This is a genomic window from Inhella inkyongensis, assembly GCF_005952805.1.
Classification (GTDB): Bacteria; Pseudomonadota; Gammaproteobacteria; order Burkholderiales; family Burkholderiaceae_C; genus Inhella; species Inhella inkyongensis.
Map to the genome: position 1 here is coordinate 809,199 of NZ_CP040709.1, position 18,113 is coordinate 827,311.

The 18,113-nt window shown below is 70.1% G+C and carries 21 protein-coding genes; 14 read left to right on the forward strand and 7 right to left on the reverse strand.

Annotation, left to right across the window (positions count from 1 at the left end):
- The first annotated feature begins 10 nt into the window (after positions 1-10).
- The 11 genes from FF090_RS04080 to cobT all read left to right on the forward strand — a co-directional run bounded on the left by FF090_RS04080 (position 11) and on the right by cobT (position 10,135).
- Complete coding sequence (locus FF090_RS04080; protein ID WP_138858280.1) at positions 11-556, forward strand: bifunctional adenosylcobinamide kinase/adenosylcobinamide-phosphate guanylyltransferase; 546 nt, start codon at positions 11-13, stop codon at positions 554-556.
- Positions 556-1,413, forward strand: coding sequence for an ABC transporter substrate-binding protein (locus FF090_RS04085; protein WP_246071502.1), 858 nt, complete (start codon positions 556-558; stop codon positions 1,411-1,413). The genes FF090_RS04080 and FF090_RS04085 overlap by 1 nt, the downstream gene beginning before the upstream one ends.
- Before the next feature lie 28 nt (positions 1,414-1,441).
- On the forward strand, positions 1,442-2,488 hold the full coding sequence (locus tag FF090_RS04090) for a FecCD family ABC transporter permease (protein ID WP_246071503.1): 1,047 nt from the start codon (positions 1,442-1,444) through the stop codon (positions 2,486-2,488).
- Positions 2,485-3,261, forward strand: a complete 777-nt coding sequence (locus FF090_RS04095; protein WP_138855512.1) for an ABC transporter ATP-binding protein — start codon at positions 2,485-2,487, stop codon at positions 3,259-3,261. The genes FF090_RS04090 and FF090_RS04095 overlap by 4 nt, the downstream gene beginning before the upstream one ends.
- Complete coding sequence (gene cobO, locus FF090_RS04100; RefSeq protein ID WP_138855513.1) at positions 3,251-3,820, forward strand: cob(I)yrinic acid a,c-diamide adenosyltransferase; 570 nt, start codon at positions 3,251-3,253, stop codon at positions 3,818-3,820. The genes FF090_RS04095 and cobO overlap by 11 nt, the downstream gene beginning before the upstream one ends.
- Before the next feature lie 105 nt (positions 3,821-3,925).
- Positions 3,926-4,597: a Dph6-related ATP pyrophosphatase gene (locus FF090_RS04105; protein WP_138855514.1), complete on the forward strand. Its 672-nt coding sequence runs from the start codon at positions 3,926-3,928 to the stop codon at positions 4,595-4,597.
- A complete protein-coding gene (locus FF090_RS04110) occupies positions 4,594-4,935 on the forward strand; it encodes a DUF1636 family protein (RefSeq protein ID WP_138855515.1) in 342 nt (113 codons plus the stop codon). The genes FF090_RS04105 and FF090_RS04110 overlap by 4 nt, the downstream gene beginning before the upstream one ends.
- A 628-nt stretch (positions 4,936-5,563) precedes the next feature.
- Entirely contained in the window at positions 5,564-6,481 is a 918-nt protein-coding gene (cbiB, locus tag FF090_RS04115) for an adenosylcobinamide-phosphate synthase CbiB (RefSeq protein ID WP_138855516.1), read from the forward strand.
- Positions 6,478-7,452, forward strand: coding sequence for an aminotransferase class I/II-fold pyridoxal phosphate-dependent enzyme (locus FF090_RS04120; protein WP_138855517.1), 975 nt, complete (start codon positions 6,478-6,480; stop codon positions 7,450-7,452). The genes cbiB and FF090_RS04120 overlap by 4 nt, the downstream gene beginning before the upstream one ends.
- Before the next feature lie 4 nt (positions 7,453-7,456).
- Positions 7,457-8,929: a cobyric acid synthase gene (locus FF090_RS04125; protein ID WP_138855518.1), complete on the forward strand. Its 1,473-nt coding sequence runs from the start codon at positions 7,457-7,459 to the stop codon at positions 8,927-8,929.
- 165 nt (positions 8,930-9,094) lie between these two features.
- On the forward strand, positions 9,095-10,135 hold the full coding sequence (cobT, locus tag FF090_RS04130) for a nicotinate-nucleotide--dimethylbenzimidazole phosphoribosyltransferase (RefSeq protein WP_138855519.1): 1,041 nt from the start codon (positions 9,095-9,097) through the stop codon (positions 10,133-10,135).
- On the opposite strand, the gene FF090_RS04135 is transcribed toward cobT, so the two are convergent.
- Positions 10,119-11,093 carry a hypothetical protein gene (locus FF090_RS04135; RefSeq protein ID WP_138855520.1) on the reverse strand — a complete coding sequence of 325 codons (975 nt, stop codon included), beginning with the start codon at positions 11,091-11,093 and terminating at the stop codon, positions 10,119-10,121. The genes cobT and FF090_RS04135 overlap by 17 nt on opposite strands.
- A 38-nt stretch (positions 11,094-11,131) precedes the next feature.
- On the opposite strand from FF090_RS04135, the gene cobS reads away from it, so the two are divergent.
- Positions 11,132-11,914, forward strand: coding sequence for an adenosylcobinamide-GDP ribazoletransferase (gene cobS / locus FF090_RS04140; RefSeq protein WP_221304963.1), 783 nt, complete (start codon positions 11,132-11,134; stop codon positions 11,912-11,914).
- Positions 11,915-11,923: 9 nt separating this feature from the next.
- Entirely contained in the window at positions 11,924-12,466 is a 543-nt protein-coding gene (locus FF090_RS04145; protein ID WP_138855521.1) for a histidine phosphatase family protein, read from the forward strand.
- A 60-nt stretch (positions 12,467-12,526) separates the two neighbouring features.
- Here FF090_RS04145 and FF090_RS04150 read toward each other — a convergent pair whose 3' ends face one another.
- Positions 12,527-13,066 carry a hypothetical protein gene (locus FF090_RS04150; RefSeq protein WP_138855522.1) on the reverse strand — a complete coding sequence of 180 codons (540 nt, stop codon included), beginning with the start codon at positions 13,064-13,066 and terminating at the stop codon, positions 12,527-12,529.
- 146 nt (positions 13,067-13,212) lie between these two features.
- On the opposite strand from FF090_RS04150, the gene FF090_RS04155 reads away from it, so the two are divergent.
- Positions 13,213-14,349, forward strand: coding sequence for a helix-turn-helix transcriptional regulator (locus FF090_RS04155; RefSeq protein WP_138855523.1), 1,137 nt, complete (start codon positions 13,213-13,215; stop codon positions 14,347-14,349).
- Positions 14,350-14,367: 18 nt separating this feature from the next.
- On the opposite strand, the gene FF090_RS04160 is transcribed toward FF090_RS04155, so the two are convergent.
- The 5 genes from FF090_RS04160 to FF090_RS04175 form a co-directional block, all read right to left on the reverse strand.
- Positions 14,368-14,835 (reverse strand): GNAT family N-acetyltransferase, encoded by a 468-nt coding sequence (locus FF090_RS04160; protein ID WP_246071504.1) that lies wholly within the window; start codon positions 14,833-14,835, stop codon positions 14,368-14,370.
- Between the two features lie 8 nt (positions 14,836-14,843).
- On the reverse strand, positions 14,844-15,554 hold the full coding sequence (locus FF090_RS19510; protein WP_246071505.1) for a hypothetical protein: 711 nt from the start codon (positions 15,552-15,554) through the stop codon (positions 14,844-14,846).
- 126 nt (positions 15,555-15,680) lie between these two features.
- Entirely contained in the window at positions 15,681-16,067 is a 387-nt protein-coding gene (locus tag FF090_RS04165; RefSeq protein ID WP_138855525.1) for a diacylglycerol kinase, read from the reverse strand.
- A complete protein-coding gene (locus FF090_RS04170; protein ID WP_138855526.1) occupies positions 16,060-17,352 on the reverse strand; it encodes a sensor histidine kinase in 1,293 nt (430 codons plus the stop codon). Before FF090_RS04170 ends, FF090_RS04165 begins: the two co-directional genes overlap by 8 nt.
- A complete protein-coding gene (locus FF090_RS04175) occupies positions 17,352-18,020 on the reverse strand; it encodes a response regulator transcription factor (protein WP_138855527.1) in 669 nt (222 codons plus the stop codon). Before FF090_RS04175 ends, FF090_RS04170 begins: the two co-directional genes overlap by 1 nt.
- Between the last annotated feature and the right edge of the window lie 93 nt (positions 18,021-18,113).

Below are 18,113 nucleotides of genomic sequence, written 5' to 3' on the forward strand. Positions count from 1 at the left end.
GCGGGCGATGATGAAGGAACTCATCCTCGGCGGTGCGCGCAGCGGCAAGTCGGCGCGCGCCGAGGCGCGCGCGGCCGAATGGCTGGCGGCCGCGCCGGGGCGGGAGGCATGGCTGATCGCCACCGCCCACGCGGGGGATGAGGAGATGGTGGCGCGCATCGCGCGCCACCGTGAAGACCGGGCGCGCCGTTGCCCGGGACTGCGCACCCTGGAGGAGCCCGTGGCCCTGGGCGCATGCATCCGCCAGCACAGTGCGCCCGAGCGCCTGCTGCTGGTGGACTGCCTGACGCTCTGGCTCAGCCAGGCCCTGTTGCCACCGCCTGGCGTGGCGGCGCAGGATCTGGAGGCCTTGCAGGCCGATCTGCTGGCGGCGCTGCGAGCTGCTCCCGGGCCGGTGGTCTTGGTGTCGAACGAGATCGGTTTGGGCTTGATGCCCTTGCAGCCCGAGGCGCGCGCCGCCGTGGATGCCCTGGGGCGACTGCACCAGCAGGTGGCCGCCGTGTGCGAGCGCCTGACCCTGATGGTGGCCGGGCAGGAACTGAGGGTGAAGGGATGATGCGAGCACTGATCTTCATGAGCTTGCTGGCCTTGCAGGGGCTGGCGATGGCGCAGACCTTGCTGCTGAAGGACGACACCGGCCGCGAGCACCGCCTGGCGCGGCCCGCCGAGCGGGTGGTGAGCCTGTTGCCCTCGCTCACCGAGTCCGTGCATGCGCTGGGCGCCACGGCGCGCCTGGTGGGGGTGGACCGCTATTCCAATTGGCCCGAGGCGATTGCCAAGTTGCCGCGCCTGGGTGGGTTGGACGATGTGCAGATCGAGACCATCGCCGCGCTCAAGCCCGATGTGGTGCTGGCCTCGACCTCGGCGCGCTCGCTGGATCGCCTGGAGGCCCTGGGCTTCACGGTGCTGCGCCTGAAGTCCGAGAGCCACGCCGATGTGCAGCGCACCTTGGTCTTGCTGGCACGCCTGATCGGCCAGCCCGAGCGTGCAGATCCGCTCTGGGCCCGGCTGCAGCAGCAGCTGGACGCGGCGGCCGCGCGCGTGCCGGCGCGCCTGCGCGGGCAGTCGGTGTACTTTGAAATCGGCGGCGGCCCCTATGCGGCCGGCGCTCAGTCCTTCATCGGCCAGACCCTGGCGCGCCTGGGCCTGCCCAATGCGGTGCCGGCGTCGCTGGGTCCTTTTCCCAAGCTCAACCCCGAGTTCATCGTGCAGGCGCGGCCCGGCATCGTGATGGGGGCGGAGAAGGAGCAGGCCGGGCTGAAGAACCGACCCGGATGGGCCAGCATTCCGGCGCTGCAGCGCGGTCGCCTGTGCGCCTTCGCGACGCCGCAGTACGAGATCCTGATTCGCCCGGGGCCGCGCATGGGCGAGGCGGCGGAGTTGATTGCCGATTGTCTGGAGCGCCTGCCATGAGCCGCACGGAGCTTGGGGTGCTGGGGCCATGAACACGCTCGTCATGGCGTCGACCCGCCAAGACCCTGCGCAAGCCCGGCGCCAGCGCCTGGCGCTGGGCCTGGCGGCCCTCACCCTGCTGGGCCTGCTGGCCGGCTTGATGACGGGTCAGCTCGGGTTTTCGCCGCGCGACTTCTGGCAGCAGTTGCAGGGGGATCAGGCGCTGCTGATCCTGGGCCAGATCCGCGCCCCTCGCACCCTGGGCGCGGCGCTCACCGGTGGCCTGCTGGGCCTGGCCGGCGCCCTGGCCCAGGGCCTCTTTCGCAACCCCCTGGCCGATCCCTATCTGCTGGGTTCGGCCGCCGGCGCCGGCCTGGCCGTGGTGTTGGTGATGGCCGGGGCCACCCTGGGCGGTCTGCAGCTGAGCCTGGCGACGCTGGCCTGGATCGAGCGCGTGGGCCTGGTGGGCGCGGCCTTTGTGGGCGCCATCGCCGGAGTGATGCTGACCCTGAGCCTGGCGGCCGGCGCCCTGCACACCCTGCGCCTGCTGCTGGCCGGGGTGGTGGTCTCGGTGATGCTGGGTGCGCTGAGTGACCTGATCACCGTGGCCTCGCCCGACGCGCTGCGCGGCAAGCAGGCCTTCATGCTGGGCAGCACCAGCTTCATCGGCTGGGATGCGGTGCTGCTGCTGGCTCTGGGAGCCGCCGCGATGCTCTGGGGCGCCCGCAAGCGCGCGCGTGTGCTCGACGCCCTGACCCTGGGCGAGGACAGCGCCGCCAGCCTGGGCCTGGACTTAAGCCGGCTGCGCCTGCAACTGGTGGTGCTGCTGGCGGGCTGCACGGCGCTGGCGGTGTCGCAGGTCGGTCTGGTGGGCTTTGTGGGTCTGGTGGCGCCGCATCTGGTGCGCCGCCATGCCGGCGGTGTGCATGCCTGGCTGCTGCTGGCCAGCAGCGCCATGGGCGCCGTGCTGCTGCTCTGGGCCGATGTGCTGAGCCGTGCGCTGATCGCGCCGCAGGAACTGCCGGTGGGCGTGGTCACCTCGGTGCTGGGCGGCGGCTATCTCTTCGTGCTGCTGCGCCGAAAGGGCTTGCAATGATCCGCGCCGAGGGCCTGCACATTGCGCTGGGCGGCCGCGCGGTGCTGCGCGGCGTGGACCTGCAGATCGAGGCTGGCTGGACCGCCATCGTCGGTCCCAATGGCGCGGGCAAGTCGACGCTCTTGCGCGCGCTGGCCGGGTTGCTGTCACCCCAGCAAGGCAGCGTGCACCTGCAGGGGCGCGAGATGCGTGAGTGGACGGCGCCGCAGCGTGCCCGCTATCTGGCCTGGATGGCGCAGCAGGGCGAGACCAGTGGCGAACTCAGCGTGCGCGAGACGGTGGAGCTGGGTCGCATCGCCCATCTGGGCCTGGGCGGTGTGCCCGGTGCGCAGTGTCGCGCGGTGGTCGAGCAGGCGATGCAGCGCTGTGAGTGCAGCGACTGGTCGGCGCGCCGTCTGAATGAGCTCAGCGGCGGGGAGCGTCAGCGCGTGCTCTTGGCCCGCGCGCTGGCCACCGAGGCGCCGCTGCTGCTGCTGGACGAGCCCACCACCCATTTGGACGCACCCCACCAAGTGGCGCTGGCGCGCCTGTTTCGGCAGCTGGCGCGCGAAGGGCGGGGCGTGGTGAGCGTGCTGCACGACCTGGGCCTGGCGCTGCAGGCCGACCAGCTGATCGTCATCGAGGCCGGCCGCGTGCGCGCCGCCGGCCACCCCGCCGACCCGGCCCTGCAGCGCGCGCTGGAGGCCGTGTTCGGCCAGGCCATTCGCGTGCAGCCCGGCGCCTGTGGCCGCCCGCAAGTGCATCTGAATCTGGAGAACGTGGATGGAGATTGAAGCCCCCCCGACCGAGCGCGGCTCGCCCAAGGCCGAGGGCGAGCGCCGCGGCCTGGTGCTGGTGCACACCGGCAACGGCAAGGGCAAGAGCACGGCGGCCTTCGGCCTGGCCCTGCGCGCCTTTGGCCGCGGCAAGAAGGTGCACATCTTCCAGTTCATGAAGGTGCCCTCGGCGCGCTTTGGCGAGCATCGCCTGTTCGAGCAGATCGGTCTGCCCATCGAGGGCCTGGGCGATGGTTTTTCCTGGAAAAGCCGCGACCTCGACCACAGCGCCGCCCTGGCCCTGGCTGGCTGGCAGAAGGCTGAAAGCCTGATCCGCGCCGGCGAGCATTTCCTGATCGTGCTGGACGAGATTGCCTACCCGCTGCGCTATGGCTGGGTGCCGCTGGAGCCGGTGCTGGCCTGCTTGCGCGAGCGCCCCAGCACCGTCTCGGTGGTGCTGACCGGCCGCCAGATGCCGCAGGAGCTGATCGACCTGGCCGACACGGTGACCGAGATGGCCTTAGTCAAGCACCACTTCCAGGCCGGGGTGCCGGCCCAGCGAGGCATCGAAGACTGAGAGCGGAGCGAGCAGGGTGCCTGCGCACCCTGCGACCCCGCACGAAGGACTGTGCCCGTCTCGCGGGCGCAGGCTGAGGCGGAGAGAACGAAGAATGAGTGAACGATGAAAGCTGCCATTTCCTGGAGCGGGGGCAAGGACTCGATGCTGGCCTTGCTGCGCGCGCGCGAACAAGGCTTGGAGGTCGAGCGCTTCTTCTGCCAGCTGGAGAGCGATGGCGAGCGCAGCAAGAGCCACGGGCTGTCGCGCGCGCATCTGCAGGCGCAGATCGAGGCCCTGGGTGGGCGTCCGCATTGGGTGGCCGTGAACGGGCCCTTCGAGCCCCTTTATGCCGCCGAGTTGCGCGCCCTGCGCGAGCAGGGGATGGCGGCCATGGTGTTTGGCGACATCGATCTGCGTGCGCACCGCGAGTGGATCGAACCGCGCTGCACGGCGGCCGGCTTGCAGGCCGTGTTCCCGCTGTGGGATCTGCCGCGCCGCGCGGTGGCCGAAGAACTCATCGCGCGCGGTGTGCAGGCGCAAGTCGTGTGCGTGGACGCCCAGCGCCTGGATGGAAGTTTTGCCGGCCGCGCCTACGACGCCCGCTTTTTGGCCGATCTGCCGCCGGGGGTCTGTCCGGCGGGCGAGGAGGGCGAGTTCCACAGCTTTGTCTGGGACGGTCCGGGCTTTGCCGCGCCGCTGGCCCTGCGCCCCGGCACGCCGCGGCGCGAGGCCAGCACGCCGCCGCTGCGCCCTACCGAACTGGTCTTTTGTATTCCGGAGTTGATGCAAGCATGAGTGAACTGATCGTCTGCACCACCTGCCAGGACGGCCGCGGCCAGGCCCTGTTGGAGCTGGTTGAGAACGAAGCCCTGGCGCGCGACTGCCCAGTGCCCGTGCGCGGCACGGCCTGCATGGGCGGCTGCTCGCAGGGCTGTACGGCGGCCCTGCAAGGCGCGGGCAAGCATAGTTATTTGTTCGGCGGCTTGACCGTCGAAGAGGGCGCGGCCGCCGATCTGCTGGAGGTGGCCTTGCAGCACCGGGCGGCGGGGGATGGGCGGCTGGAATGGGCGGCGCGACCCGAGCGATTGAAGTCGGGGTTGCTGGCGCGGCTGCCGCCGCTGGTGACGGCGTGACTCAATCCGCACAGGGCAGCCCGCAGGGGCTTCACCCCTGCACCCGACCCCTTTCTCTTTGCTTCGCCAAAGAGAAAGGGGGAAAGAGAAAGGCGACCCCCGATGCATACGCCCCTGGCTGCGCCAGGGGTTCCCTGTGGTGCTCGAAGGCCAGGCCCGGCGCGGAACGCACTTCGTTCGCTGCGCTCACTGCGTTTGAACGGCCGCGCCGAGTATGTTTACGTGGCGCGCTGACGCGCGCTGGCCTGCCCTTCTGCGCTCCTCGGCTTGGCATAGGGGGACCCCCAACCGCCAACAGCCGAACAGCCCGTACTTCCAAGAGGTGCGCCGTTTCCCGGGGTCCCCTATGCGCTGCCGAGAAGCGCAGCGGGCCAGAGCGCGCGCGCAGCGCGCATCCAGCACTAACTCGGCGCGGCCGTTCAAGCGAAGCGAGCTTGCGAGCGCAGCGCGTTCCGCGCCGGCTCTGGCTCGCGAGCATCGCAGGGGACCCCTTGGCGAAGCCAAGGGGCTGCGCATCGGGGTCGCCTTTCTCTTTCCCCCATTTCTCTTTGGCGACGCAAAGAGAAATGGGGTCGGGGTGTGGGGTTGAAGACCCCACGGGCTCTCCCACAAGGCAAGCAAGGTCGAGATGAAGCTCGCCCCCGAAGTCCTCGCCGCCACCCTGGCCCTCACCTGGGCCCTGGACCAATTCGTCCCCGAACCTCCGAATCGCTTTCACCCCGTGGCCTGGCTGGGCGCGCTGGTGGGCCCGATCGGCCGCTGGCTCTGCGCCCGCCCAGCAGCCCTGGCCCTGATCGGCGGCACCCTGGTGTGGTGGCTCCTGGCCCTGGCCCTGATCCTGTTCGGCGGCCTGCTGACCCTGGCCGAGCAGCTGTATCTGCCATCCTGGGCCGAGGCCATCGCCCTGGCCCTGCTGCTCAAGCCCTGCCTGGCCGGCCGCATGCTGCATGACGAGGTGGCGGCGGTGGAGGCGGCCTTGGGCCGCAGCCTGATGGAAGGCCGCCAGCAGGTGGCGCGCCTGTGCAGCCGCGATGTGAACCAGCTCGACGCCCCCGCTGTGCGCGAGACCGCGCTGGAGACCCTGGCCGAGAACTTCAACGATTCCCTGGTGGCTCCGCTGTTCTGGTTCGCCGTGGCCGGCCTGCCGGGGGCCCTGGTCTATCGCATGGCCAACACCCTGGATGCGATGTGGGGCTATCGCGGCCGCTGGGAATGGGCCGGCAAGTGGGCGGCCAAGGCGGATGACGGGCTCTCGGCCATCCCTGCGCGCCTGGCGGCTCTGCTGCTGGCCCCCGCCCAGGCCCTGCGTCCGTTGCGCCTGTGGCGCACGGCGCGGCTCACGCCCTCGCCCAATGGCGGTTGGCCCATGGGCGCTCTGGCTCTGCAGCTGGGGGTGCGCCTCGGTAAACCGGGGGTCTATGTGCTGAATGCCGAGGGCCGCGTGGCGCAGGCGGCGGATACGGAGCGCGCGCTGCGCCGCTACCGCCTGGCCGCGCTGGCGACCTGGATGGGCGCGGTCGCCTTGGCCTGGGGGCTGACGCGATGACCGTCGCGCGCATCCACGGCGGCCCCGATGCGCAGGGCGTGGCACGCTGGGACTTTTCCACCTGCAGCCACCCCTTGGGCCCCCATCCTCTGGCCCTGCTGGCCCTGGCGCAGGCCGACCCCCGCCATTACCCCGACCCCAGCTATGCCGCTCTGCGCCAGCAGCTGGCGGACTTCCACGGCGTGGCGCCCGCGCGCCTGCTGCTGGCGGCCAGTGCCTCGGAGTTCATTCAGCGCGTCACCGCCGTGGGCCAGCGCCTGGCCCCGGGGGCTGTGGCCATCCCGCAGCCGGCCTATGGCGACTATGCGGCGGCGGCCCAGACCTGGGGGCGTGGGGTGGTGGCCGAGGACGCGCCGGCCACCCTGCGCTGGGCGGCCGAACTGCGCAGCCCCGATGGCCTGGCCATCGGCGCGCCGACGGACTGCCACACCACACCGACAGTGCTGGACCGCGCCTATGGGCCCCTACGCTTGAGCGCGCGCCAGGCTTGGGGCGATGCAGCGCTGCGCACGGTGTTCCAGCTCTTCACGCCCAACAAGGCCCTGGGCCTGTGCGGGGTGCGGGCGGCCTATGCGATTGCGCCCGATGCGGTGGACTGGGATGTGGAGGCCTGGTGCGCGGCTCTGCGTGCGGCCGAGCCGAGCTGGGTATTGGGCGCCCATGGCGTGAGCCTGTTGCAGGCCTGGTGTCAGCCCCGAGTCCAGCAATCCTTGCTGGATAGCCTGCCCCTTTTGAGTGCGCAGCGGGCCGCTCTGGTGCAGGCGCTGGCGGTACGCGGCTTTGGCGCGCGACCGGGTGACGCACCCTTCGGCTGCCTGCGCGTGCCGGTCGGCCTGAGTGCCGTGCGTTTGCGTGAGCACGGGGTGGCGGTGCGCGACTGCAGCAGCTTCGGCCTGCCCGGCCATTGGCGCCTGAACGCCCTGGGCGCTGAGGCCCTGGACGCCTTGTTGCAGGCCCTGGATGAGGAATGAACCGATGAGCCGAACCTTGATCGTCTGGGGCTGCAGCAGCGGCGCGGGCAAGAGCCTGGTGGCCACGGCCCTGTGCCGCTGGGCGGCGAACCAGGGCCTGGATGTGGCGCCCTACAAGGCGCAGAACATGAGCAACAACGCCCGCGTCGTGCCGCTGAGCGAAGAAGGCTTTGGTGAGATCGGCGCGGCCCAGTACTTCCAGGCCCTGGCCGCGCGCGTGGCGCCCACGGTGGACATGAACCCGGTGCTTCTGAAGCCCGAGGCCGACACGCGCAGCCAGGTGGTGCTGAACGGCCGCGTGGCGCGCGAACTGGGGGCCATGCCTTGGCGCGAACGCAGCGGCCAGTTGGCGCTGGCGGCGCGTGAGGGCTTCGAGCGCCTGAGCGCGCGCCACGAACTCATCGTGGTCGAGGGCGCGGGCTCGCCGGCCGAGATCAATCTGGCGCCGCAGGATTACGTGAACCTGGGTGTGGCGCGCTGGGCGCGTGAACGGGGCCCCACCCAGGCTCTGTTGGTGGCCGACATCGACCGCGGCGGTGCCTTCGCGCATCTGCACGGCACCTGGGCCCTGCTGCCGCCCGATGTGCGCGGCCTGCTGGCCGGCTTTGTGCTGAACAAATTCCGCGGCGACGCCAGCCTGCTGGCCCCGGCGCCCGAGCAGCTGCAGCAGCTGACCGGCGTACCCCTTCTTGGCGTGCTGCCGATGTGGCGCGACCATGGTCTGCCCGAGGAAGACGGGCTCTATGGGGCAGGAAGCGGCGGCAGCGAGTCCGACGCGCTCACCCTCACCATCCTGGCCGGCCCTCACATCAGCAATCTGGACGAATTCCAGGCCTTGCAGCGCCTGCCCGGCGTGCGCCTGCGTTGGGCCCGCCGCGTGGCCGAGGCCCAGGGCGCCGACTGGCTGATCCTGCCCGGCAGCAAGCAGGCCGCCGCCGACCTGGCCTGGCTGCGCGCCCAGGGTCTGGATGCCCTGGTGCAGGCCCATGCGGCGGCCGGGCGCCCGGTGCTGGGCATTTGCGGCGGGCTGCAGATGCTGGGCGAGCTGCTGGCCGACCCCGAGGGCCTGGACGGCCCGGCGCAGGTCGCCACGCGCGGCCTGGGCCTGCTGCCCACCCGCACCACCTATGCCGCGCCCAAGCGCCTGCGCGCCGCAGCGCTGCGCTTTGGCGGGCTGAGCGGGCTCTGGGCGGGCTTGAGCGGCCTGCAGACCCAGGGGTATGAGATCCGCTGCGGCCGCACGGAGTCCGCGCAGGACGCCGTGGCCTGGGCCGACGACGGTCAGCCCATCGCCTGGCAGCGCGGGTCTGTGCTGGGCCTCTATGCCCATGGCCTGTTCGAGCAGAGCGAGTTTCTGCGCGCCCTGTTCGGCCAGGCCGTGCCCACCCTGGACCAGGCCCTGGACACCCTGGCCCAGGGCCTGGAGGCGGCCTGTGGCCGCGACACCCTGTTCCGATTGATGACTGAGAGCTTGTGAACAAATCCGACACCCCCGCTCTGACGCCCGAAAGGGCGCCCCTCGGCGTTGCAAATGCTCGCCGTAGCCCCAGCTACGGCTGCGCTTTGCGCCTTGATGGACACCCGTTCGGACGCCCGCTCGGGCGCGCCGAATTCATTCACAAGCTCTGAGCGACTCAACCCCATGAATCTGTTTGACATCCCTTCGCTGCACGACGCCGATCTGCAGGCGCAGGTGCAGCACAAGCTGGACCGCAAGACCAAACCCCTGGGCGCGCTGGGCCGCATCGAACAACTGGCGCTGCGCATCGCCTGCATCCAGGGCAGGCTGACGCCCAGCCTGGAGGCGCCGCAGCTCCTGGTCTGCGCCGCCGACCATGGCCTGAGCCGCCAGGGCGTGAGCGCCTACCCGCGCGAGGTCAGTTGGCAGATGGTGCTGAACATGCTGGCCGGCGGCGCGGCGGTGTCCGTGCTGGCGCGCCAGCAGGGCCTGACCCTGACCGTGGCCGACTGCGGCGTGGCCCATGTCTTCGAGCCCCAACCCGGTCTGGCGATCTGCAAAGTCGCCGGCCTGGAAGAGGGCACGCGCGACGCCACGCAGGGCCCGGCCATGACGGCGAGCGAGTGCGCGCAGGCGCTGGAAAACGGCGCCGCCCTGGCGCGCCGCCTGCCCGGCAAGGCCCTGCTGCTGGGCGAGATGGGCATTGGCAATACCTCGGCCGCCACGCTCTTGATGCAGCGCCTGACGGGAATGCCGCTGGTCGACTGCGTGGGCCGTGGCACGGGGCTGGACGACGCCAGCCTTGCGCGCAAGACCGCCGTGCTGCAGCAGGCGCTGGCCGCCAACTCGCAGGCCCGCGAGCCGCAGCACATACTGGCCGCGCTGGGCGGACTGGAAATCGCCACGCTCACGGGCGCGGTACTGGCCGCCGCGCAGCAGCGCCGCGTCATCCTGGTCGATGGCTTCATCACCACGGCGGCTGTGGCCGTGGCCGCCGCCCTGGCGCCGGCCGTGCTGGAGCGCTGCGTGTTCGCCCACGCCAGCGCCGAGAGTGGGCACGCGCGCTGGCTGCAGCGCTTGGGCGTGCAACCCCTGCTGGACCTGGGCCTGCGCCTGGGCGAGGGCAGCGGCGCGGCGCTGGCTTGGCCGCTGCTGGTTTCGGCCGTGAATCTGCTGAACGAAATGGCCAGCTTCGACTCGGCCGGGGTCAGTGAGTCGTGCTGACGCTAGCCTGCGAAGCTGCTGCGCCTGGGCTGCCTGGCGCAAAGGATTCGGCGCTCTGCTCTCGCCAGGCGCGTAAGAGCCGCTGATGCAGGATCCTCAGACGGGGCAGGCCATCGGGAATCCGTTCATAGCCCAAGGCCATGGCGGACTGCAGACTTTGGGCGCACCAACCCCGGTCTCGACACATGCGCAAGGTGGGCACGGCTTCGGGGCCACAGTTCTGTCCCATGTCACAGGTCAGGAGCAGCCAGGCGTCGGTCAACAGGCGTTGTTCAAAGGGGCTGGAATAGAACTGTCCGGCAAAGTGCAGGTCGGGTTGCTCTGGCGTGCTACCCAAGCTCAGAAGACTGAAGCTGGCATAGGGGTTGCCCAGGCGTATGAGGTCTCTCGCCTGGCCAAGCCCGATGGTCTGGTTGTAGCCCGTCGCGATGCTGCGGCCCAGGACTTGCAGATTGGGATCTTTCGACAAGACCTGACGCGGGCCGCCGATGGCCAGTTGCATCACGCGTTCTCTTTCCCCTGGGTCCAGATCGCAGGCGGCGCGAAGCAGGGCGTCAGCCTGAAGCGACTGCTCCGACTTAGGCGACAGGCTGGACTCGGGCAGGCCGGCACCGTCCAACGTCTCGCCGAAGCATTCGTCCAGAGCGCCCCAAGCACTGATGAAGCCGCCGGCTTCAGCGTGTTGCAGCGCGAAGTGGACGAAGGCGCGCAGCGATGGCGTGCTTCTTTGCGCTTGTTGAAGCGCAAAGGGCGTAAGCGGGTGCGGATTGGGCTGGCGCTGCGGCGCCATGTCCGCAGCCGAGGCCGCAACATGGGCCTCGAGGTCGGAGGGGGACAGCGTGCGGGCGGCAGGGAGAGGCGTGGCAACCTCCGGCGTATCGGTGGGGCGGTTCAGACCGATGCCGAAAAGCACCAGAACGAGCGCCAACAGCGCAAGCAATTGGATAGGACGACGCATGGCGGGCGGCATTCTGCCGCTGCATTTGGAGACGTTTCTTGACCATTCGATGGACCGAAGAAGTTCGCTTGATCGCCGTCGCGCTGCAGTTCCTGACGCGCTGCCCGGTGCCGGCGCGCTGGCTGGCGCCTTGGCAGCCGGATTGGCTGAACGCCTGCGTGCGCCACTTCCCCCTGGTGGGGGCGGGCGTGGGCGCCTTCAGCGCCGCCGTGCTCTGGGGCGCAGCGCAGTTTTGGGGCCCTTGGGTGGCGGCCCTGCTGGCCCTGGCCGCCGGCGCCTGGGCCACCGGCGCCTTTCACGAGGACGGCCTGGCCGACACCATGGATGCACTGGGCGGGGCGGTGAGCCGCGAAAAGGCGCTCACCATCATGAAGGACTCGCGCATCGGCTCCTATGGCGCGCTGGCCCTGATCCTCATCACCGGCCTGCGCGCGGCGGCTTTGGCGGAGTTGGTGGCGCACAGTGCCACCGGCGCCGCACTCCTTCTGATCGCCACCCATGCGCTGGCGCGCAGCCTGCCGCTGGGCCTGATGATGGCGCTGCCCTATGCGGGCGACGCCGAGCACGCCAAGGCCAAGCCCCTGGCGACCGGCGTCCGTGGGCCTCAAGTACTGCCGGGCCTGCTGTGGCTGGCGCCGCTGCCGCTGCTGATCGGTTGGCCGTCCCTTGTTCAGGCCCTGGCCGTGCTGCTGCTGCTGCTGGGCCTGCTGTTGCGCCGCTGGTATGCGCGCCGTTTGGGCGGCTACACCGGCGACACCCTGGGCGCGGCTGAGCAGTTGGGCGAAGCCGCTCTGCTGCTGCTTTTTGCGGCCCGCGTTTGAAAGGCTGAGATGCTGATCGCCTACCGCCACCCCAAGCCCATCGGCGCGCAAGGCCTGTGCGTGGGCGCGCGCACCGACCTGGCGGTCGATCCGCGCAAGGCCAAGCGCCTGGCGCATCGCATCCGTGCGTGTCAGCGCCGCGAAGCGCTGGCGCGCGAGGTCTGGACCTCCGACCTGCGGCGTGCGGCGGATGTGGGGCGTTGGCTGCGGCGCTGGGGTTGGCGTCACCTTATCGATGCCCGCCTGCGTGAGCTGGACTTCGGCGCCTGGGACGGCAGAGCCTGGGACGCCATCGCTGAGCCCGAAATCCGTGCTTGGAGCCGCGCCCTGGCCGATGTCCGCCCGGGGGGCGATGGTGAGACGGTGGGCGCCCTGGTGGATCGGGTGGTTGCGGTGTGCGCCGCAGCCGAGGGGCGGCGCATGAGCCTGTTGGTCACCCATGGGGGCTGGCTGTCCGCGCTGAAGTGGCGGATGCTCCAAGCCGGTGAGCGTGTTGATGCTGCGAACTGGCCTTCCGCCCCGGCCTACGCAGAGGCGGTGCGCTGCAGCTGAGTCAGCGGGCAGCGTCGCGTGTCGCTGGCTGTTCGGGGACAGGCGCGTTGGGGTTCGCGTTCAAGCGGGCAACTCGAAAGAGAGCTCCTTCAGGGGCATGGCGCCGCCCAGCGCCTGCTCTCCCCAATCGCTGCCCGCCCATTGCGACTGCGAATGGAGCACGGCGATTTGTAGCGATTCCAACCAGCACAGGGCCTTCGAGTACGGGTCCGATGCGTCTCGCTGCGCCAGCAAGGTCAGCACCAGGCGGAGTTCGCCGTTCTGGCTGATCGGCACGGCGCAGCCGCCGCTCAGGGGTTCGCTGGGCTGCTCAGGAATCAGGCTGATGCGACGTCCGTTGGCCCATAGCAGCAGTTGGGCGCGCGCTTGTTCTCCTTGCCGATGGCAGGCGCCATGCACTTGGATGTTGGCCCAGCCCGGTCCGTCAAAGCGCGCAATGCCGCAGGCGCGACGGGCGGCCAGCAGCGCCTCATCCATTGCGGTGCTGCGCGCTGTCAATCCGTCGAATTGAACGGTCACGCCCTCGCCATCGGCGTGATGGCATCCCTGCAAGCTGAAGTGGGTGCTTTCGAAATGGATGGATTCGATGTGCATGGACATGCGGCCTCCCTGGCTGTGTGTGGGTCCTTTGACGGACTGTGCGTGGGGCGCTGGGCGGCGTCACCCCCCTGGCGGGGGGCAAATGCTCCAGCTTCTCCTCCGCATTGAGGAGGCGTGCGGCGCTGGGTCTTCATAGAGTGGGCGCCATGAACGGCGATCGCTTTGGGCCACGGCGGCGGATGGCACAGCTGCATGCGCTGTGCCAGGCAGACTTGGCGACGGCGGACTTTTTGCAGGCGTTTTTGGAAGCCTTGCATGCCGTCATTCCCAGCCAGCGCAATCTGTTTGATCTGACAGATTCACAGGGCCAGCTGCTGCACTACTACTGCGAAGGGCTGATTGACACCCGGATTGCGCAGATCTACTTCGAGCACTTCCACAACCGCCGTGAAGCGGAGTGCATGCCAGCCTTTGCCACCCTGGCCTCGGCGCCGGCTGGGGTGCGCAGTGCGCGACCCCTGATGTCGCGCGAGTTCTTCCACTCAGCGCTCTACAACGAGATCTGGCGTCCGCAGGGCTTTCACAGCCGCGTCGAGGGCGTGGTGCGCGCCACTGACGGGCGCCTATTGGGCAGTCTGGTGCTGTACCGGGGGCCGAGTGACCCCGACTTCTCGTCGGGTGACGAGCAGACCCTGGCCACGATCCTGCCGTGGATCGCTAGCGCCCTGGTCCGGGCCGAGACGCGGGAGGTCGGCAGGGCGCAACGATTCCTTCCGACACCGCAACGTGAGGAGTATTTGCTGTTGTCCGAGGCCGGACAGCTCAGGGCGGCATCGGAAGGCGCTCTGGGCCTGCTCTTGCAAGCCGACGCTGGCCTGACCCTGAACGGGCTGCGAGACGGCGAGCTGGGTATCCGCTGGGCGTTGGATCGCTTGTTTCAGCGCATATCGCTCACCCCGGGTGATCGTTCACAGCCCTTGCTGGGCGCGGGGGAGTCTTTTCGTGCCGTGACGCTGATCAATGCCCATGGCCGCTTTGTGGTCGAGGTGCGCAGCCTGCAATCGGGGCAGGGTGGGGCGGAGCGTTTGCACCAGGTCTGTTTGCGCCGCCATGAGCCGCAGACCGTCAGCCTGCATCGGGCACTGCGGCAGCTGCCGCTGACGGCCGGGCAGTTTCAAGTGTGTCGTGCGCTCTATGAAGGGCAGACCCTGGTCGACTTGGCGCGGCAGCAGCGTGTAGCTCACAGCACCGTGGTGGACCACACGCGAAAGATCTATCGCGCGCTGGACGTTTCAGGCGTGGGTGAACTGCGCCAATTGATCGATGACGCGATGCGACCCTGATCGACCCAGTGAAGGCGTTTAGCTCGCTGGGCCAATGACCTTTACAAAGATGGCCATGGAGGCGTTGGAATCGATGCGCTGCCACCCACAGCGCTCAAGCAATGAAGCCGATGTGGCCGTGGCGCAGAAGAGGCGCGGCAGGCGCAGGCTTCGCGCCTGCGCTTCCAGGCCCAGTAACAGCGCGCGGCCGATGCCCTGGCGGCGCAGGGCCGCCGGCACCACCGCCGCGCCGGCCCAGGGGCCGAGCGTGGGATGGCTGGCGAAGGGCTCGGTCTTGATGGCCGCGAAGCCGCAGGGGTGTCCATCCCGCAGGGCCACCAGCCCCAGCGGCAAGGCGCCTTCGCGGGCATAGGCCCGCAAATCCGCCGCTGCATCACCCCTGCCGTCCGGGCCATAGTGGCCCGGCCATTCGGCCTCGAACCAGCTCTGCAGCAGCGGCAGCAGGTCGAGGCGTTGGCCCAGTGGAGTGATGTGGAGCGCTTGCACGCGCGGGATTAGAAGCTGTAGCGCGTGTTCAGCGAGTAGGCGGTGACGCGGCCATCGCCGATTTCGGTCTTCTGACGATGCGCAGCGGCACCGAAGCTCCAACCCTTCAAGGCGGCCGGCTGGTAGCGCACGCCTACACCCAGCAGCGGACGCTCGCGGCGTGCGTCGCTCAGTTCGGCCAGCATCGTCCATTCATGGTTCAGCTGGTAGCCATAGGCCACGCTGCTGCGCCAGTTGCGCTCGCCGCCGTGCGGCAGTTCGCGCAACAGGCTGGCGTGGAACTCGTGGGCGCCGCTGCGCTGGGTCATGGCCAGGCCGATTTCGCCGCCGTCATAGTCCCATTCGCCTTGGCTGCGGGTCTGACTCAGGGCGCCGACCAGGCTGACCGTGGGGCCGTTCTGACCGAGGCTGAGCAGCTTGTACTTGCCCTGCAGGCCGAAGCTGTGGGCGCTCTCGCCCAGGGCGCTGCCGCGGCTGACGCTCAGGCCGAGCTGGAAGCCATGGCCGAGGCCGCAGTCACCACTCAGGGTCTGGGTGTTGGCGTGTTCGGCGGCGGCACCGGGCACGCCGACGCGGAGGCGGCGCAGGGCCAGATCGGTTTGGCAGCTGCCCGACTGCAGCACGTCGGCATCCGGGGTCAGCAGGGGCGGGGCGGCCAGGGCGGCAGTGGAGGCAGAGAGGGCAGTGAGGCCCGCCAGGGCCAGGGTCGAGAAGCGCAATTGGGGCTCCGTGGGTTGAGAACGGAGCGAATGCTGCAGGGTTCGGGTTTGTACTGATGTGCCGCTGCGACCAACTGCAAGAACCGGGGTGGAAAGTGCGAAAGCCGGGGCGGGAAATGGCGGCGATCAGGGGCCCCAGCGCTGCCAGATCACCCAGCCCCAGACGGCCGCTGCAAACAGCAGGGTGAACAGCACGGCCGCGCTGCCCAGGTCTTTGGCGCGGCCCAGCAGCTCGCGGCGCTCCAGGCTGATGGCATCGGCCAGGGCCTCCAGGGCGGAGTTCAGCAGCTCGACCACCCAGATCAGCAGCACCACGCCCACCAGGGCCAACACCTCGGGACCGCTGCGCCCCACCCAGGGGGCAGCCAACAGCAGGGGCAGGCCCAGGGCCAGTTCCTGGCGGAAGGCGGCTTCGTTGCGCACGGCGGCGCGCAGGCCTTGCAGCGAGTAGCCCAAGGCCTTCCAGACGCGCAGCAGGCCGCCTCGGCTTTTCATGGACGAGATGTCATTCATGCGGGGGTCCCAGTTCGAGGGCGACGGCAAAACCCTGGGCCTGGGGCGGCAGACGCAGGCGGCCGCCGTGGGCGCGGGTGACCAAAGCGGCCAGGCGCAAGCCCAGGCCCTGGCCGCTGGCGTCGGCGGCAGCGGCGCTGTCTTGCAGCGCAGCCTCCAGGGCTACGCGCTCGGCCTCGGGCATGCCGGGGCCGTCGTCGCACACCAGCAGGCATTGCTCGCTTGGCCATTCCAGCCACACCGAGCGCGCGCCATGGCGCTGTGCGTTGTCCAGCAGATTGAGCAGGGCCGCGGCCAGCAGCTCGGGGTCGGCGCTCAAACGCCGGCCCCCTGGGGTGCTGCGCAGGCTCAGGCCCGGGGTTGGCAGCTCGCTCAGCAACTGCGCGGCGTCCAGCCACTGGCGCTGCACCGCCTGCTCGCTGCGAAACAGCCGCAGCAGGGCCAGCACCAGGCGTTGCAGGCGGGTGGTGGATTCGCGCAGCAAGCGCAGGCGTGGCAGGGTTTCGGGTGCGGCTTCCTTGAGCGCCACCGCCAGCTGAGCGTCCATGCCGGCCAGGGGGGTGCGCAGCAAGTGGGCGGCCTGCGGAGCGAAGGCGCGTTCGAAGGCCAGCCGTTCGCTCAAGTGCTCACCCAGGGTCCGCAGTGCGCGGTGGATCGGCGCCAGTTCGGCGCGTTCGGGCTCGCCCAGCGCATGAGCCAGCTGCTGGGGTGCCACGCCTTCGTGGGCCAGTTGCTCCAGGCGCTCGGACAGGCGGCCCAAAGGGCGCAGTTCCTGGCGCGCGCGCAGGGCCAGCAGCGGCAGACCCAGCAGGGCCACCCCCAGGCTGGATAGCGCGACCATCCACATCACCTCTTGCAGCGCCTCGCGGCGCTCGGCACGCGTCTGGCCCACCACCAGCCACAGGCCGCCGGGCTGATCCAGTGGCCTGGCATAAAGCCGCCAGGGGCTGGCATTGGAAAAGCCCGCCGGCGGACGGGCCTGACCCAGGGCCGGGTAGTCGCCCGGAGATTGCTGCAGCAGTTGGCCCTGGGCATCCAGAAGCCACCAGGCGTAACGCAGTTCGCCGCTGGCTTGGGGGCTCGGGGCGCGGACACCCACGGGGCCGAGGTTGGCCAGCGCCGGCGCCAGGCCTTCGGCACTGGCACGCAAGGCGTCATCCAGCAGTTCGTCTACCTCTTCGTCCACTGCCAGCACGGCGGCTGCGGCCACGGCCAGGGCCCACACCAGGGCGCCCAGTCCCAGGGTCCAGGCCAGGCCGCGCAGCAGCGAGCGGGGGGCTGCCATCAAGGGGTCTCCAAGGCGCAGCGGTAGCCCAGGCCGCGCAGGGTTTCGATGGCGCTGCGGCCGAGCTTGCGGCGCAGGTTGGCGATGTGCACTTCCAGGCTGTTGCTGCTGGCGGGCTGGCCATCAAAGCCCAGGGCCAGGGCCTCCAGGTCGGCCTTGCTGACCCAGCGCCCGCTGCGCAGCAGCAGGGCTTCCATCAAGGCCCATTCGCGTGCGGTCAATTCGACCTTCTGGCCTTGCCATTGCGCGCTGCGCGTCTGCAATTGCACTTGGGCGCCGCCTTGCAGGGTCAAGGCGCCTTCGCTGGGCAGCTGGCGCCGCACGCAGGCGCGCAGGCGGGCCGCCAGTTCCTCCGGGGCGAAGGGTTTGACCAGGTAGTCGTCGGCGCCGCCGTCCAGGCCCTGGATGCGGTCGTTCAGGGTCTCGCGCGCGGTCAACATCAATGCGGGCGTGCGCAGCCCTTGAGCGCGCCGGGCCTGCAGCCAGTCCAGCCCCGAGCCGTCTGGCAGTTGCCAATCCAGCAGCCAGGCATCGAAGGGCTCTCCGCGCAGGGCTGCGCTGGCCTGGGCCAGGGTCGGGCACCAGTCCACCACCTGGCCCTCGGCGCGCAGAAAGGCGCGCAGGCCATCGCCCAGCACCCAGTCGTCTTCCACCAGCAGGATCCGCATGGGTCGGATTCTGCGGGCGGCGGGGCCACTACCGGCGTCTTCAGCTTCGCTTCAGCCGGGCTTCAGGCCGGCTTCAGGCTGCCCCATTGCAAT